The following is a 15,140-nucleotide window of genomic DNA, read 5'->3' as shown; positions in this document are numbered from 1 at the left end:
AGGCTTTACTATTGAAATCACTCACATTGTAGCATTGAGATATTATCATTTCAAGAATTTCCAAAAACTTTAGAATATTCTCTTAATTAATGCTATAATAGGACTATCAAAACTAAGGAGATGCATTATGCCATTTGTAAAAATTGATCTCTTTGAAGGTCGTACTGAAGAACAAAAAATCGAACTTGCTCGCGAAGTTACTGAGGTTGTATCACGGGTTGCAAAAGCACCTAAAGAAGCTATTCATGTTTTCATTAACGATATGCCAGAGGGAACTTACTTCCCACATGGTGAAATGAAAAAGAAAAACTAATCATCATTAAGCAGTCACATCCGTGGCTGCTTTTAATATAAAAAAACTGGAGTTTCTCTCCAGTTCTATACTTAAATTATAGTTGGTAATTCGTCATCGTCTTCAAAATTCTCTACAACTTCTTCACCAGGCAATGGTTTTTGCAGTTTTCCCAAGATAAAGCGTGAGATTGGCCCAACTACTAGAAAATTTAGGGGTAAGGCCATGATAACATTTGTCAACCAAGTACGGCCATAGGATGAGAGCGTCACCGACTGACCGTTGTACACTAATCCATAGAGCGACATAAAGGTTACCATGAATAGCGCCATGGTTCCAGAAATCACTAAAATCTTCGCCCATCGTTTATCATGGGCTTTTACTTTATGTAAAATTGCAAATGCAATTGTCTTGGCTAGTGGTCCCACCAAAAGCATATCCAGTAAGAAAGCAACTACAAATCCAGGAAGATAACCTTGGAAAAAGTGACCCCAAGCAAAGGGAACAACTCCAGTCCAATCAAGGATGAGAAGATTCCAGAGACTCATCCCACAGACCATCATTCCACACATTAAAATCGTAAAAAACAAAGCTTCTTTAAAATTACGAGGCATTAAAAATCTCCATTTCTAAAAGTTCTCTTTCAGCATATCAAAAATTTTTATTCCTCGTAAGTTAAATTTCTCTCATGAAAACGTATTATTTTAGGATAGTTTCCATTTCTGTATATCTCGGTTTCATACCTAAACGTTCGTAAAAACGTACAGCTCCCTCATTATCATTCCATACGTGAAGTGTCAGATTATAACAACCTAACTCCTTAGCATAGTCCAAGGCAAATTGATAAAGCTTCTCTCCCAATTTTTGACCTCGAGCCTCCTTATCAACGCATAAATCATCAATAAAAAGAGTCTTAACAGCCTTTAGTAGACCATTATTATCAGATACTTCTTTAATCATTAAGAATAGATGACCTAAGATACGGCCTTCTTCATCCTCATATACAAAAATAGGTTTATTTGAATCATTAATCACTGCTTCTAAGTCTGCATCTGTAAATTTACTGCCCTCTGACTTAAAAACATCAGGACGTGCATAATGATGCACTAGAAGAATCTGCCCCAATAACTCCTGTAATCTTGGAATATCTTCTGCTCTTGCTAAACGAATCATAATTACCTCCATAAAAAAAGATGGGTAAAACCCATCTTAATTCTTATTTACCAAGTTTTGCTTTAGCTGCATCTGCAAGAGCTGTGAAAGCTGCTGCATCGTTAACTGCCAAATCAGCAAGCATTTTGCGGTTAACTTCGATTTCAGCCAATTTCAAACCGTGCATCAATTGTGAGTATGACAAACCGTTCAAACGAGCTGCCGCATTGATACGTGTGATCCAAAGTTTACGGAAATCACGTTTCTTTTGACGACGGTCACGGTATGCATAGTAGTAAGAGTTCATTACTTGTTCTTTTGCAGTACGGAACAAGATGTGTTTTGCACCATAGTAACCTTTAGCAAGTTTCAATACACGTTTACGACGTTTGCGTGATACAACGCCACCTTTAACACGAGCCATTTATATATTCCTCCGAATTAATTCTAGTTTAGTTAATTTGTAATGCTTTTAGCGAATTAACGCATTTGTGAAAGCATTGATTTGATACGTTTAAAGTCACCTGAATGTACCATTGACGCTTTACGAAGGTGACGACGTTGTTTTTTAGTTTTACCGTGGAAACGGTGAGATGTGAAGGCACGGAAGCGTTTCAATCCACCTGAACCTGTACGTTTGAAACGTTTAGCTGATGCGCGGTGTGTTTTTTGTTTTGGCATTTTAAAATTCTCCTCTTAAAATAGTGTTAGTTTGACAATTATTTTTTGTCAGGAATTGGTGCAAGTTGCATGAACATTTGACGTCCATCCATCTTCGCTCTTTGCTCAATAATCGCAATATCTTGCGTTTTTTCAGCAAATTCCGCCAAGACCTTAGCTCCGATTTCTTTGTGAGTAATCATACGACCTTTGAATCGGATAGAAACTTTAACCTTGTTTCCTTTTTCAAGGAACTTACGGCCGTTACGAAGTTTAGTTTCAAAGTCACCTTTATCAATAACTGGACTCAAACGAACTTCCTTAACAGTAACAACGCTTTGTTTCTTACGTTGTTCTTTTTGTTTCTTTTGATACTCAAATTTGAACTTACCATAGTCCATAATCTTCGCAACAGGTGGCGTAGCTTGTGGTTGGATGAGAACCAAGTCAACATTTGCATCATCTGCAATAGCTTGCGCTTCTGACAATGGTTTAATTCCCAATTGTTCACCATCAAGACCAACAAGACGAACTTCGCGAACGCGAATTTCATCGTTAATGAATAGATCTTTCTTAGCTATGATCTTCACCTCTTTATTTTTTTAGAGAAAAACAAAGCGGACTTGATATACAAGCCCGCACACATAATATCCCTTAAGGGATTTGACATGTTGGGCCAGACAACCTAAGTCGCAAGGCGAGAAGTTCTCACTTCTGCTTTTCTCATTGTTTATAGTATAACAAGTGAGTCATCCTTTGTCAATAATTTTTTTTGCTTTTTCTTGAATAAATTCTACAACACCATCAATAGATACACCTGTAGTATCAAAAGTGATAGCATCTTCCGCTGGTTTAAGAGGCGACACCTTACGATGACTATCTTTATAGTCTCTTTCAGCAATTTCTTTTTTTAGAGTCTCAAGGTCAGCAGGAATCCCTTTTTCAATATTTTCCTTATAACGACGTTCTGCACGTTCATCAACAGAAGCAATCAAGAAAATCTTAAGTTCTGCATCAGGTAAAACCACAGTACCAATATCACGACCATCCATGATAATAGCACCATCTTGAGCAATACGTTGTTGTTGCGCAACCAGTTCTTGGCGCACTTCAGGAATGGCTGCTACCCAAGAAACATTATTTGTGACTTGGTTATCACGAATGGGGTGTGTAATATCAACATCACCAACATAAACTTGCTGACTACCATCTGCTGCTTTTCCGAATGAAATCGGATGTTGAGATAGTTGCTCCAAAATTTCGGGTACATTTTCCTCAGTCAAACCATTCTGCAAGGCCAAATAGGTTGCAGATCGATACATAGCACCTGTATCAAGATAAGTATAGCCAAGATTTTTTGCAATAATCTTGGCTACTGTACTTTTTCCACTTGACGCAGGACCATCAATAGCAATTCTAATATCTTTCATGATGTTCCTTTGCTTTTAAATTATTGAACGTTAACGACATCACCTGGGTTAGCATACCAGTATCCGTTTGTCATGTGATCAGGGTTAAGACGTTCCAACTCATCTACAGAGATACCTGCACGTGCTGCGATTGAGCCAGCACCTTCACCAGATTGTACAACGATTGATGAACCATCTGCTGCTGCCGTAGCGCTTGATGGTGTTGTCTCAGCTGACTCAGTTGCATCTTCTTTTTCAACATGTTTAGAAGAGCTTGACGCTTTAGTTGAAGATGATTTCTCTTTTGAAGATTTTTCTGTAGTAGATTTTTCACTATCTTCATCTTTATTTGAATCTTTCTTGCTAGATGAAGATTTAACAACCTTGCTAGTTGAAGATGAATAGAATCCAGATGACTCCTTAGATTCTGCAGTTTTGTTTCCACCTACATTTGAAGTATAGAATACAAAGAACAAAATACATACAACAATGACAAAGAACAAGCCAAGCAAGACTGTCAAGAATGATGAATTAATGAAGCCACCACCTTTTTCGTGCTTGTCATCTGAAGGAGTGTTATCCTCTTCTTCAAGATCTTCATAATCCTCAAACTCATCTTCATCATCTAGAAAATCAGCATCAACTACTTCTTCCAACTCTTCGTCAGAAACCTTATCTTCCCATGGTTTTTTACTCATGATATTCTCCTTGTAAAAACAATAAATCTATTTTAAAATAATACTATGAAAGTATCATTAATTCCAGAAAAATGTATCGCATGTGGTTTGTGCCAAACCTACTCTCCTGTCTTCGATTACGATGACGAAGGAATCGTTAAGTTCAGAGATAGCGACCAACTCAATCAAATTATTGAAAATAGTCCTGAGACTTTGACCGCTGTCAAATCTTGTCCTACGAAAGCCCTTATTTGCTGCGAAGTTTAAGCTTCAGGGCTTTTTTTGATTCCTCATAAAAGGCAAAATAATCAAAGTTAGTCATATGATCCAATAGCTCTACCTCACCTTTGAAATCGGGATGCAATGCTAGAGCATCTAAGAAATATTTTTTAGGCCACTTCCTCATATAAAATTGACGTTTCTTGCCATTTTTAAAGATGAGACATAGACCAGTTTTGATAACTTCTACCTTTTCGATGTCACTAATCTTTACCTTGCGTGGTTTAAAAATGTTAAATGAAACAATTCGTAGAATCCCATGGTCTTCAATAATGAAGTAACGATGAAAGCCTAAACCAAACAGGGCTACAAAAATTGTAAAAAGCATCAAAATATGAGAGGGCACCGAGTACAACTCGAACAATAGGGCCGCCGCAATAAAGATTGGCGTGATGGCTAAAGACCAGTAAATAATCAGCCAAGATAATTCGGGTTGCCAATGGTAACGATACTTGCCGAAAATTTTTATCATCTCAGCACCTCCATTACTTCTAATTTTACCATAAAATCAGTATTTAGCAAGCTCAATTAAGGTTTACTGACAATTCCAAGAATAACATCTACAGCCTTTTCCATCGTCTGCAAGGAAACAAACTCATAACGACCATGCATATTTTCGCCACCAGCAAATAAGTTTGGAGTTGGAATGCCCATGAATGAAATTTTAGACCCGTCAGTTCCACCACGAATTGGTTCGATGACTGGCGTAATATCTAAGTCTTCCATGACTTCTTTTGCTAACTCTACAGGTGTCATGTCTTTTTCAATAACCTGACGCATGTTATAGTATTGATCCTTAAGTACTAATTCAACTCGTGTCTGACCATAAGCTTGATTCATTTGATCAGCAATCTCTTGGAAGGTTGCTTTACGATTTTCAAAAGACTCTGTTTCAAAATCACGGATGATATAAGAAGATTTTGCTTCCTCAACAGTACCTGTCATGGTTTGAAGATGGTTGAAACCTTGATAGCCATCTGTTAACTCAGGGCGTTCTTCTGCTGGTAACTGATTATGAAAATCAATTGCCAACTGCAGGGCATTGACCATTTGGTCTTTGGCTGTTCCAGGGTGGACATTGCGTCCGTGGAAGGTAAGTTCTGCTCCTGCTGCAGAGAAGGTTTCATACTGTAATTCACCCAAAGGTCCACCGTCAACTGTGTAGGCAAAATCGACATCAAAATCTTCGACATCAAATTTATCTGCACCGATTCCAATTTCTTCATCAGGACCAAAGCCTACACGAATCTCACAATGTTTGATTTCAGGATGAGCCTTCAAATAAGCCAAAGCCGTCATAATCTCAGCAATACCAGACTTATCATCAGCTCCAAGAAGGGTGGTCCCATCTGTCGTAATAAGTGTCTGACCGACATAATTCTTAAGATTTGGAAAATCAGCAGGGTCTAGGTTATAACCTGAATTTCCAAGAGGAATGATACCCCCATCATAAGAGTCAATAACTTGTGGTGACACTCCTTCTGCATTAAAATCAGCGGTATCCATATGAGAGATGAAACCAATCTTACGTGTTAACTTGTCATCGTTAGCCGGAAGGGTTGCCACTAGGTAACCATTACTTTCCAAATAATGAATATTACTTAAACCTAGTTCTTCTAATTCTGGTTTTAAAACCTTCAAGGCAAAATCCACCTGGCTTTGTGTCGTTGGCGTTCTTGTCGCATTTTCATCACTACGTGTATTGATTTTGACGTAACGTAAAAAACGCTCTAAGAGTAAATCGTAGGCCATAAGCACTCCTTTTGTTGTATTTAGTATTTACCTCAATTATAGCATAAAAACCCATCATAATGATGGGTTAACATATAACTTAAACTTTAGATTCTTTTTCGTAGTAAGACTTAATCCCTGCCACAATTGCGTTAGCTAAAGTCTCCTGATAAGCAGAGGTATTCAATCGAGCTGCTTCTTGAGGATTTGACAAGAAACCTAATTCAAGAAGGACTGCTGGAGCTGTTGTCTCACGCAAGACCGCAAAGGTTTGACGCTTCACGCCCTGATTCTGTGCTCCAGTCGCATTAATCAGGCTAGACTGGATAGCATTGGCCAAGGTGTCACTCATGCTCAATCGAGTTGGATTAGCATGGTAGGTTGCATTAATACGTGATGGATATTCTGCATAAGGTTGGTAATAATAAGTCTCAATCCCCTGTGCTGCAGAACTTCCTGAAGCATTGATGTGAATACTTACGAAGATATCTGATTCAGAGGCATTAGCTACACGTGAACGGTCCGTCAAGTCAACATAGGTATCGCTGGTACGTGTGGTTACAACTTGATAACCTTCTGCTTCTAGTTTAGCTTTCACGCGGCTTTGGATAGCCAAGGTCAAGCTCTTTTCAGAAATACCAAAGTAAGAAGCTCCTGGATCATAGCCACCATGCCCAGCATCGAGATAGACAACCTTATTTAAAACATCGTAGTTTCCTCTTGATGCCGAACCGATTTTCTTAGGGGCTACCACATCAGCTGAAGTTGCTCCAAAGCCGATATTCTTACCTGAAGCGTCAACAATATAGCCATGAACGATGTACTTGCCTGAATTCCACTTGTGTTGGCTAGCTGAAATAGTCACTTTATAAGAACCATCATCCTGTTTTGTAGCATTATGCCAAACAAGATCATCCTGACCATTTTGCTCAGACCAGACGGGGATAAGGACACCTGAAATACCACTTGGATTTGTCAGATTGGTGATAAGAACATCAAAGGTTCCACGATTTTTATCATTATTGGCAATAGTTAAGGTTCCTTGAGTCTTAGTAATATCAAGTGTCACTTGTTTGCCACCTAGGCCAATGTATTTACCATCATTGTCAACCAAATAGACATGGGAATTATAAAGGCCGCTATCACCTTTATGATTGCTTGAACGAACAGTTACCTTATAGTCTCCATTAGCTTGTTTGGCTGCCTTGTACCAAATGATATCATCTTGACCGTTCTTTTCTGACCAGGTTGGAACTAGGACTTCTTTGAAGCCACGCGGCGCAATCAAGTTTGAGATAACAAGATCATAGCTACCAGTAGCATTGTTGAGACCAGTGATGGCAAGGTCAGCTTTGGGATCTGACAAAGTAACTTTTGTTTGTGTTCCCCCCACACCGATTTGTGAGCCATCGTTTTGGATATAGTAAAGATGAACATTGTAAAGACCAGTTACGTTTTTGTGGTTGGCTACTTGAACAGTAAACTTGTAATTGCCATCTGTTTGACGTGTGGCTTCATACCAACGAATATCATCTTGACCATCAGTCTCAGACCAGATAGGTACCTGAACCGTACGCACACCTTTAGGGCTATAGACATCGCTGATGACCACATCAAAAGTTCCAGAACCATTGTTATTTAAGATAGAAATACTACCACTTGGCTTAGTTTCATTGACCTCAACCACAGTCTCAGTCAAATACTGGCGGTTACCAGTATTATCTATGAGATAAGCATCCGCTCTGTATTTCCCAGTTGAATATTTGTGTTCTGAAGCCTTAATCGTCACACGGTAGCTGCCATCTGCTTGCTTACTTGCCTTATGCCAAACCAAATCATCCTGGCCATTAATAAGACTCCATGACGGTACCATGATTTCTTTAAGACCATTAGGTGCAACAATATTGCGAACCACTGCATCAAAAGTTCCTGTCGTAGCATTGTTATTTTCAATCGTTAGGCTGGCACTTGGACGAGATTGGCTAACTTCCACCACTTTTTCAGTCAAGTAGAAACGCTTGTTAAAATTATCTACAATATAAGCATCGGCACGGTATTTACCGGTTGAATTTTTGTGGTCACTTGCCTTAATGGTAGCACGGTAAGAACCATCCGCTTGTTTCGTAGCCTTATGCCAAATCAAATCATCTTGACCACCAAGTAGACTCCATGACGGTACTAAGATTTCTTTCACACCTGTAGGAGCTATGATGTTTTTCACCACAGCATCAAAAGTGCCTGTAGTTGCATTATTATTTTCAATAGTTAGGGTTGCGCTTGGACGAGAGTAAGTTACAGAGACTACTTTCTCAGAAATATAATGTCTCTTATTTGTTCGGTCAACAACATAGGCATCTGCACGGTAATTGCCGGCTTCCCCCTTGTGATCAACCGCCTTAATCGTTACACGATAAGAGCCGTCCATTTGCTTAGCTGCCTTATGCCAAATCAAATCATCTTGACCATTAGCTAGACTCCAAGATGGGATAAGAACCTCTTTAACACCCAATGGTGCAACAATATTGCGGATAACCGCATCAAAGGTACCAGTTACCTTGTTGTTATTCTCAATTGAGAAGCTAGCCTTAGGTTTTAGAACATCAGTATCATGAGAATGAGTCAACTTAGCAGGTTCAGCTACGGTCTTGCTTGAAACCTCAGAAGCAGTCGGTACCGTCGCATTTTCTGAACTCGCTACTGTGTTAGCCTGAACTACAGATTCAGAGGCAAAGACTCTTGATTCAGATGCTGCAATCGTTGTTGAGCTTGCTTGACTAACTTGTGGAGCACTTGAGTTTGCTACTTCACTTGTGGCTGTAGGTGTTTCCGCAACAGTTGAACTTGGTCTTACTGATGGTAACTCTTGTGCAAGAACTGCCCCACCACCAAAAATTTCTGCTGCTGTCGCAGGTTGATACTGGTTCCCTTCAGTAACCGTAGGCATTTGCGTAGCTACCTCATCAGCACTGGCTACCTGAGTAGTCACCGCCATGAGAACAGCTGCACTGGCATAGTAGATAAAATCTTTTGTTCGCATTTAACTTTCCTTTGACACTTTTTAATACGTCACCCATTTTACCATAGAAAATGTCTTACGAATAGAGCAAAAGTGATAATTCTCTAAAAAAACTATAAAAATGATAAAAAAATAAGTAATTTCCATGCTAAAAGTATCAACATTATCCAAATAAAGAACCTAAAAACCTATAAATATAAGATTTCATACGTGTATATAATATTCTGAAAATGGATAACTACAAAATATGACTATCAAAAATTTACACTAAAAAAGCCCTTAGAAGTTTCCTTCTAAAGACCTTTCATTAATAGATTAAGCAAAGATTGAGAAGAATGGTGCACCAAGCTTAGTATCCATTGCGTCTCGACTCTGAACACCATGAATGTAATCCAATGAATACCAGCCATTGTTATTGGCATTAAATGGATCACGAACATAAGTTTTACCATTATCATAGCCATGAAGCACGATTTCGTGCGTGTAAGGATAATTGATAAATTGGCTTGCTCCTACTGCCGCCAGAACATGTTGACCTGACATCAAAGCTGAAGCAATGTTAGCAATGCTTGAAAGCACGTTGCTCTTCAGACCCCAATTTTTACTTGCTAATACAATACCATCCGCGTCTGTACCAGCAACTGATGTTTTATTGAATGAATTTGTATTGTAGTACAAATAATCCGCAACTGTCGTTGGTGCAATGACAGTTCCCAAGATATCTGTAAAGGTCATGGCAAGTGATGTTGGAACACAGCCTGACTGGTCCATATTGCTGACACCATACCACTTAGAAGCCCAACGAGGGTCACGTTGAGAATAATAAGTTGTCTGAGGCTCAACACGACGATTACGTGGAGCAAGAGCTGTCTCACCAAGGTTGAATCCATCTACAGTATTGTCTACATAGTCTACATAAACATGAGTCGTATAGTTACCGATGAGATTCTTATGATTAACAGTCGATACATTGATTTCAGTATGTGTTCCAGTAGGTGCTGTATTGTACCAAGAAAGGTTTCCTTGGTTGCTTTCTGACCATACAGCTACACGAATATTCTTAATCTGACGTCCTTGTGGCGCTTGATCAACAACAACTGTAAAACTACCTGCTTCTGAATTAACATTAGTGATATAGGTTTGCGTTTTAGTCTTAGCATTACGAAACTCAAGAGTTGTCGTTGTGCCACCAACACCAACTTGTGACCCATCATTTAAAATGTAGTACAAATGAATATTGTACAAGCCTGTTGAATTTTTGTGGTTAGTAGCTTGAACATTTACCGCATAAGTGCCATTAGCTTGACGTGTTGCTTCATACCAGCGAATATCATCTTGTCCTTCTTTTTCAGACCAAATAGGTACTTGAACAGTACGAACACCTTTAGGACTATAAACATCACTGATAATGACATCAAAAGTACCAGTATCTTTATTGTTATTAACTACTGAAATGGTACCTACTGGTTTATTATGTTTTACATCTACAATGGTTTCAGTGACATAATGACGTTGGTTGGCATTATCTACGATGTAAACGTCAGCACGGTAATTTCCTAGTGAATTCTTATGCTCACTTGCCTTAATAGTAACACGGTAGCTACCATCAGATTGGCGACTAGCTTTGTGCCAAACCAGATCATCTTGTCCGTTAACTAGACTCCATGATGGAACTAAGACTTCCTTAACCCCATTTGGTGCTACGATATTGCGAATAACAGCGTCAAAAGTACCTAAATCAGCATTATTATTTTCAATAAATAGGCTTGCACTAGGGCGAGTTTGAGTAACTTCTACCACTTTTTCAGTGAGATAGAAACGTTTGTTAGAGTCATCTACAATATAGGCATCAGCACGGTATTTACCTGTTGAATTCTTATGATCCGTTGCTTTGATAGTCACTCGGTAAGAACCATCGGCTTGACGAGTTGCCTTATGCCAGATAAGGTCGTCTTGACCACCAGCTAAACTCCATGAAGGAACAAGAACTTCTTTCAAACCTGTAGGAGCAACAATGTTACGAACAACTGCATCAAAAGTGCCTGCTGCAGTATTGTTGTTTTCAATCGTAAGGACACCACTTGGTCGAGCATAATCAACAGCCACTACTTTTTCAGCAATATAATGGCGATTGTTAGAGTTATCCTCGATATAAGCATCGGCACGGTAATTTCCTTTAGTGCCCTTATGCTCACTTGCCTTAATGGTTACACGATAGCTGCCATCAGTTTGCTTAGTCGCCTTATGCCAAATAAGGTCGTCTTGGCCATTTTCAAGACTCCATGATGGCACCAAAACTTCTTTAACACCTAGTGGTGCTGAGATATTAGTGATAACGGCATCAAAAGTTCCAGCCTTAGCATTATTGTTTTCAATAGCAAAACTTGCTTTAGGTTTCAACTGCTCAGGTGTCTTACCAATGAAAACTTGAGTAGTTGTTCCACCAACACCCGTCAATTGACCATCTTTTTGAACATAATAAAGGTGGATATTATAAAGCCCTGTCGAGTTTTTATGAGCTGAAGCCTTAACGTTTACTGTATAAGTTCCATTATTTTGACGGTTAGCCGTATACCAGATAATGTCATCTTGACCATTAATTTCTGACCAAATTGGAACAGAGACCGTTTCAACACCATTTGGTGCTTTGACATTAGAGATGACTACATCAAAGCTACCAACAGTTGGATTATTGTTGACAATAGAAATGGTTCCACTCAAATTGCCTTGAGTTGCATCAACCTCAGCACTAGCATTAGCTGTGAAACGTCCTGTATAATCCACGCTGTGGTCGAAGACATGTTTACTTGGCAAGAGATTAGCCGTAGCTGAAAACTGCCATGCACCAGTTTTGGCATTATAGCGCATGTTTTTGGCACTCGTTGCTGTAAGAGTTGATGATGGGTACTGTGCAACCCAGAAATTTTCAATCCCAAATTGAGAGGTTGAGACAGGTCCACGGTAGCCTAGATTATTCTCATCCAACCAGCTAGCACTTGTGTAGAACATCAAGTTGTTGTAGCCATGCTTATGCATTTCGTTAACCCATGCTTGAGTGTTACGGTTGATATTTGGAAGCATCTTAGAGTCTTCGAAATCATTAACCATAACAGTACTCTTTGGAAGGTTAAGGTTTTGTGCAGCTTGAATGTAGAAACGAGCCTCTGCACGTGCTTCTTCCTCTGTTGTGTATCGAGAAAAATGATAGGTAGATACTTGAAGACCGGCAATTTGAGCATTACGAACTTGTGATGGTGCTTTAGGGTTGTTGTACCAAGTATCCTCAGTCAACTTGACAACGACACCACCAACACCTTGGCGTGCAAGAGCACGATAGTCATCTACACTGATTTCACCATTATGGCTGCTGACATCGATAAAAGTCTTCGGTTGCACCTTAAGGGTTGGCGAAGGAACATCCGTAGAATTCGTTAATTTAGCAGGTGTTGCTACAGTGCTATTTGACATTTCTGAACTTGTCGCACTTGTAGAAGCAGTTCCACTTTCTGAACTTACTACAGAAGTCGCAACTGAATTTGATGTTGCAGTAAAAGTAGAGTTAGCTACCGAAGTTGATGCCGTTGCCGTTGCAGCCTCGGAACTCTGTGAAGCAGGAGACGTAGATACCGCTGGAGCACTAGCTTTTGCCACTTCACTCGAAGCTGCGGGTGCTGAAACCGTTGAACTAGGAGTTACAGGTAAGGCTGCTTCTCCACCAAAAATCTCAGCCGCTGTTGCAGGTTGATACTGATTTCCTTCAGTAATAGAAGGCGTTTGTGTCGCCACTTCGTCTGCTTGAGCAACCTGAGTAGTTACAGCCAAGAGAACAGCCGCACTGGCATAGTATATAAAATCTTTCGTTCGCATTTAACTTTCCTTTTGCATTTGTAATACTTGAACCATTTTACCACAGAAAAACTCTCGTGGAAAGGTTATTATTAAAAAATTTCTAAATAAAATAGAAATATTATAAAATTATAAATAAACTTTCTCTTTTGATAGAAAACTCTTTAACTTATTATTCGTATGTTTCTACAAAACTATTGAAAATCCGTAACGATTTTTTCAAATAAATACAAATGAAAATGTATGAAAAAATTCCCGAACCTTTGTCCGAGAATTTAATTTATCCTTATTTACGCTTTGGTGGGTTATGGATTGCTTCTCCAAGTACGTCAGCAAAGGCTTCGTACATGTTTTCAGAGAAGGTTGGGTGACCGTGGATAGATTGCAAGAGCTCATCTACAGTCAATTCATTTTCCATAATTGTTGACGCTTCGTTAATCAATTCAGCTGCAGCCGGTCCAATGATATGAACACCAAGGATTTCATGGTACTTCGTATCTGCAACGACTTTAACAAAACCTTGAGCTTCGTTTGAAGCAATAGCACGTCCATTACCAGCAAAGCTTGATTTACCAATGAGGACATCACCATATTTAGCGCGTGCATCTTCTTCAGTAAGACCACACATTGCGACTTCTGGGTGTGTGTAAACAGCTGCAGGTGTGTAGTCAAGGTGAGCCTTACGAACGTTACCATGCATAGCATTTTCAGCTGCAACTTCACCCATACGGTAAGCAGCGTGAGCAAGCATCTTAGTTCCGTTTACATCACCCGGTGCATAGATACCAGGGATTGATGTTTCTTGATAAGCATTCACTTTGATACGACCACGGTCTAATTCAAGGTTAAGATTTTCAAGACCATCCAACTGAGGAACACGACCGATTGAAAGAAGGGCGCGATCAGCTACAATCTCTTCACCATTATTGAGTTTAAGGGTCAATTGGTTGTTAGCTTCTACAATCTCAGAAACTCCGACAGATGTCATGATCTTCATACCCTTCTTAGCAAGGATTTTTTGAAGTTCAAGTGACACTTCTTTATCCATAGCAGGAATAATGCGGTCAGCCATCTCAACAACAGTTACTTCTACACCGTATGAAGCATAAACAAGACCAAGTTCGATACCAACGACACCACCACCCATAACAGCAAGTGATTTAGGTAATTCACGCAAGTCAAGGATATCATCTGATGTCATCACAAGTTGTGACTCAATTCCAGGGATATTGATACGTGAAACTTTTGATCCAGTCGCAAGGATAATATTACGTCCCTTGATTGTTTCTGAACCAATAGTAACTGTCTTATCTGGGTTAACTTGACCAAGACCATTGAAAATAGTAACCTTGTTAGCCTTCAAAAGACCTTGAACACCACCAGTAAGTGTCTTAACAACAGAGTTCTTAAAGTCAACAGTCTTATCCATATCGATAGTGTAGTTTGTTGACGCTAGGTTGATACCACGACCTGCAGCAATCTTAAGCCCATCAAGGATTTCTGCATTTTTAAGGTAGGTCTTAGTTGGAATACATCCTTTATTCAAACATGTTCCACCAAATTCAGATTTTTCAATGATAGCAACCTTACCACCAAGTTGTGCCCCACGAATGGCAGAATAGTAACCAGCAGGACCACCACCGACAACAATAATATCGTACTCATTGTCAGCAAGCGGTGCTTTTTCTGCAGTAGCTGCAGGAGCAGCTGGGGCAGGAGCTTTAGGAACTTCAAGACCAGCAGATTCTAATTGAGCAGTTGCTTCTGCAACAGGTGCACTGGCTGCATTATCAGCCACAACTTCACCCTCTGCTCCAATATAACCAATAACCTCAGTAACTGGTACTGTTTCACCAGCCTGACGGGTAATCTTCAAAAGAACACCAGAATCTTCTGCTTCAAGTTCCATGTTCGTTTTATCTGACATGATTTCAAGAAGGATATCTCCCTCATTAACCACATCACCCTCTTGTTTCTTCCACTCGATGATTTCGCCTTCCTGCATGTCCACACCGAGCTTAGGCATAATAATCTCAAAAGCCATATTTTATGATACTAAGAACGCTAAAATGCGACAG

The 15,140-nt window shown here is 39.6% G+C and carries 14 protein-coding genes and 1 other annotated feature; of the genes, 2 read left to right on the top strand and 12 right to left on the bottom strand.

Going from position 1 to position 15,140, the window contains the following annotated elements; all coding sequences use genetic code 11:
* Nucleotides 1–127: 127 nt before the first annotated feature.
* A complete protein-coding gene (locus HMPREF1517_RS08570; RefSeq protein ID WP_037601208.1) occupies nucleotides 128–313 on the top strand; it encodes a 4-oxalocrotonate tautomerase in 186 nt (61 codons plus the stop codon).
* Between the two features lie 71 nt (nucleotides 314–384).
* On the opposite strand, the gene HMPREF1517_RS10690 is transcribed toward HMPREF1517_RS08570, so the two are convergent.
* The 7 genes from HMPREF1517_RS10690 to HMPREF1517_RS08535 all read right to left on the bottom strand — a co-directional run bounded on the left by HMPREF1517_RS10690 (nucleotide 385) and on the right by HMPREF1517_RS08535 (nucleotide 4,211).
* The gene (locus HMPREF1517_RS10690; protein WP_037601206.1) at nucleotides 385–906 is read right to left on the bottom strand and encodes a hypothetical protein; all 522 of its coding nucleotides are present in this window, start codon (nucleotides 904–906) and stop codon (nucleotides 385–387) included.
* 85 nt (nucleotides 907–991) lie between these two features.
* Nucleotides 992–1,465, bottom strand: a complete 474-nt coding sequence (locus HMPREF1517_RS08560; RefSeq protein WP_037601204.1) for a GNAT family N-acetyltransferase — start codon at nucleotides 1,463–1,465, stop codon at nucleotides 992–994.
* 43 nt (nucleotides 1,466–1,508) lie between these two features.
* Nucleotides 1,509–1,868: a 50S ribosomal protein L20 gene (gene rplT / locus HMPREF1517_RS08555; protein WP_002885090.1), complete on the bottom strand. Its 360-nt coding sequence runs from the start codon at nucleotides 1,866–1,868 to the stop codon at nucleotides 1,509–1,511.
* A gap of 56 nt (nucleotides 1,869–1,924) precedes the next feature.
* A complete protein-coding gene (gene rpmI, locus HMPREF1517_RS08550) occupies nucleotides 1,925–2,125 on the bottom strand; it encodes a 50S ribosomal protein L35 (protein ID WP_002885093.1) in 201 nt (66 codons plus the stop codon).
* A gap of 38 nt (nucleotides 2,126–2,163) precedes the next feature.
* Entirely contained in the window at nucleotides 2,164–2,694 is a 531-nt protein-coding gene (gene infC, locus HMPREF1517_RS08545; protein WP_002885108.1) for a translation initiation factor IF-3, read from the bottom strand.
* Between the two features lie 13 nt (nucleotides 2,695–2,707).
* Nucleotides 2,708–2,830 (bottom strand) — a sequence feature (ribosomal protein L20 leader region).
* Nucleotides 2,831–2,853: 23 nt separating this feature from the next.
* On the bottom strand, nucleotides 2,854–3,534 hold the full coding sequence (gene cmk / locus HMPREF1517_RS08540) for a (d)CMP kinase (protein WP_002885119.1): 681 nt from the start codon (nucleotides 3,532–3,534) through the stop codon (nucleotides 2,854–2,856).
* A gap of 20 nt (nucleotides 3,535–3,554) precedes the next feature.
* Nucleotides 3,555–4,211: an SAG1386/EF1546 family surface-associated protein gene (locus HMPREF1517_RS08535; protein WP_037601202.1), complete on the bottom strand. Its 657-nt coding sequence runs from the start codon at nucleotides 4,209–4,211 to the stop codon at nucleotides 3,555–3,557.
* 45 nt (nucleotides 4,212–4,256) lie between these two features.
* Between HMPREF1517_RS08535 and HMPREF1517_RS10375 the strand changes: the two genes are divergently transcribed.
* The gene (locus HMPREF1517_RS10375) at nucleotides 4,257–4,457 is read left to right on the top strand and encodes a ferredoxin (protein WP_084639288.1); all 201 of its coding nucleotides are present in this window, start codon (nucleotides 4,257–4,259) and stop codon (nucleotides 4,455–4,457) included.
* On the opposite strand, the gene HMPREF1517_RS08530 is transcribed toward HMPREF1517_RS10375, so the two are convergent.
* From HMPREF1517_RS08530 to lpdA, 5 genes are all read right to left on the bottom strand, one after another.
* Nucleotides 4,438–4,941, bottom strand: a complete 504-nt coding sequence (locus HMPREF1517_RS08530; RefSeq protein WP_037601200.1) for an EbsA family protein — start codon at nucleotides 4,939–4,941, stop codon at nucleotides 4,438–4,440. The two genes, HMPREF1517_RS10375 and HMPREF1517_RS08530, sit on opposite strands and share 20 nt — an antisense overlap.
* A 56-nt stretch (nucleotides 4,942–4,997) precedes the next feature.
* The gene (pepT, locus tag HMPREF1517_RS08525) at nucleotides 4,998–6,221 is read right to left on the bottom strand and encodes a peptidase T (RefSeq protein WP_037601198.1); all 1,224 of its coding nucleotides are present in this window, start codon (nucleotides 6,219–6,221) and stop codon (nucleotides 4,998–5,000) included.
* 79 nt (nucleotides 6,222–6,300) lie between these two features.
* Complete coding sequence (locus HMPREF1517_RS08520) at nucleotides 6,301–9,237, bottom strand: GBS Bsp-like repeat-containing protein (protein WP_037601197.1); 2,937 nt, start codon at nucleotides 9,235–9,237, stop codon at nucleotides 6,301–6,303.
* 294 nt (nucleotides 9,238–9,531) lie between these two features.
* Nucleotides 9,532–13,083, bottom strand: a complete 3,552-nt coding sequence (locus HMPREF1517_RS08515) for a GBS Bsp-like repeat-containing protein (RefSeq protein ID WP_037601194.1) — start codon at nucleotides 13,081–13,083, stop codon at nucleotides 9,532–9,534.
* A gap of 265 nt (nucleotides 13,084–13,348) precedes the next feature.
* The gene (lpdA, locus tag HMPREF1517_RS08510) at nucleotides 13,349–15,106 is read right to left on the bottom strand and encodes a dihydrolipoyl dehydrogenase (RefSeq protein ID WP_037601193.1); all 1,758 of its coding nucleotides are present in this window, start codon (nucleotides 15,104–15,106) and stop codon (nucleotides 13,349–13,351) included.
* Nucleotides 15,107–15,140: the final 34 nt, after the last annotated feature.

It is taken from the genome of Streptococcus sp. ACS2, assembly GCF_000525585.1.
In the GTDB taxonomy this organism is placed as follows: domain Bacteria; phylum Bacillota; class Bacilli; order Lactobacillales; family Streptococcaceae; genus Streptococcus.
Note: the sequence above shows the minus strand (reverse complement) of the source record. Positions and strands in the feature narration are given on the sequence as shown.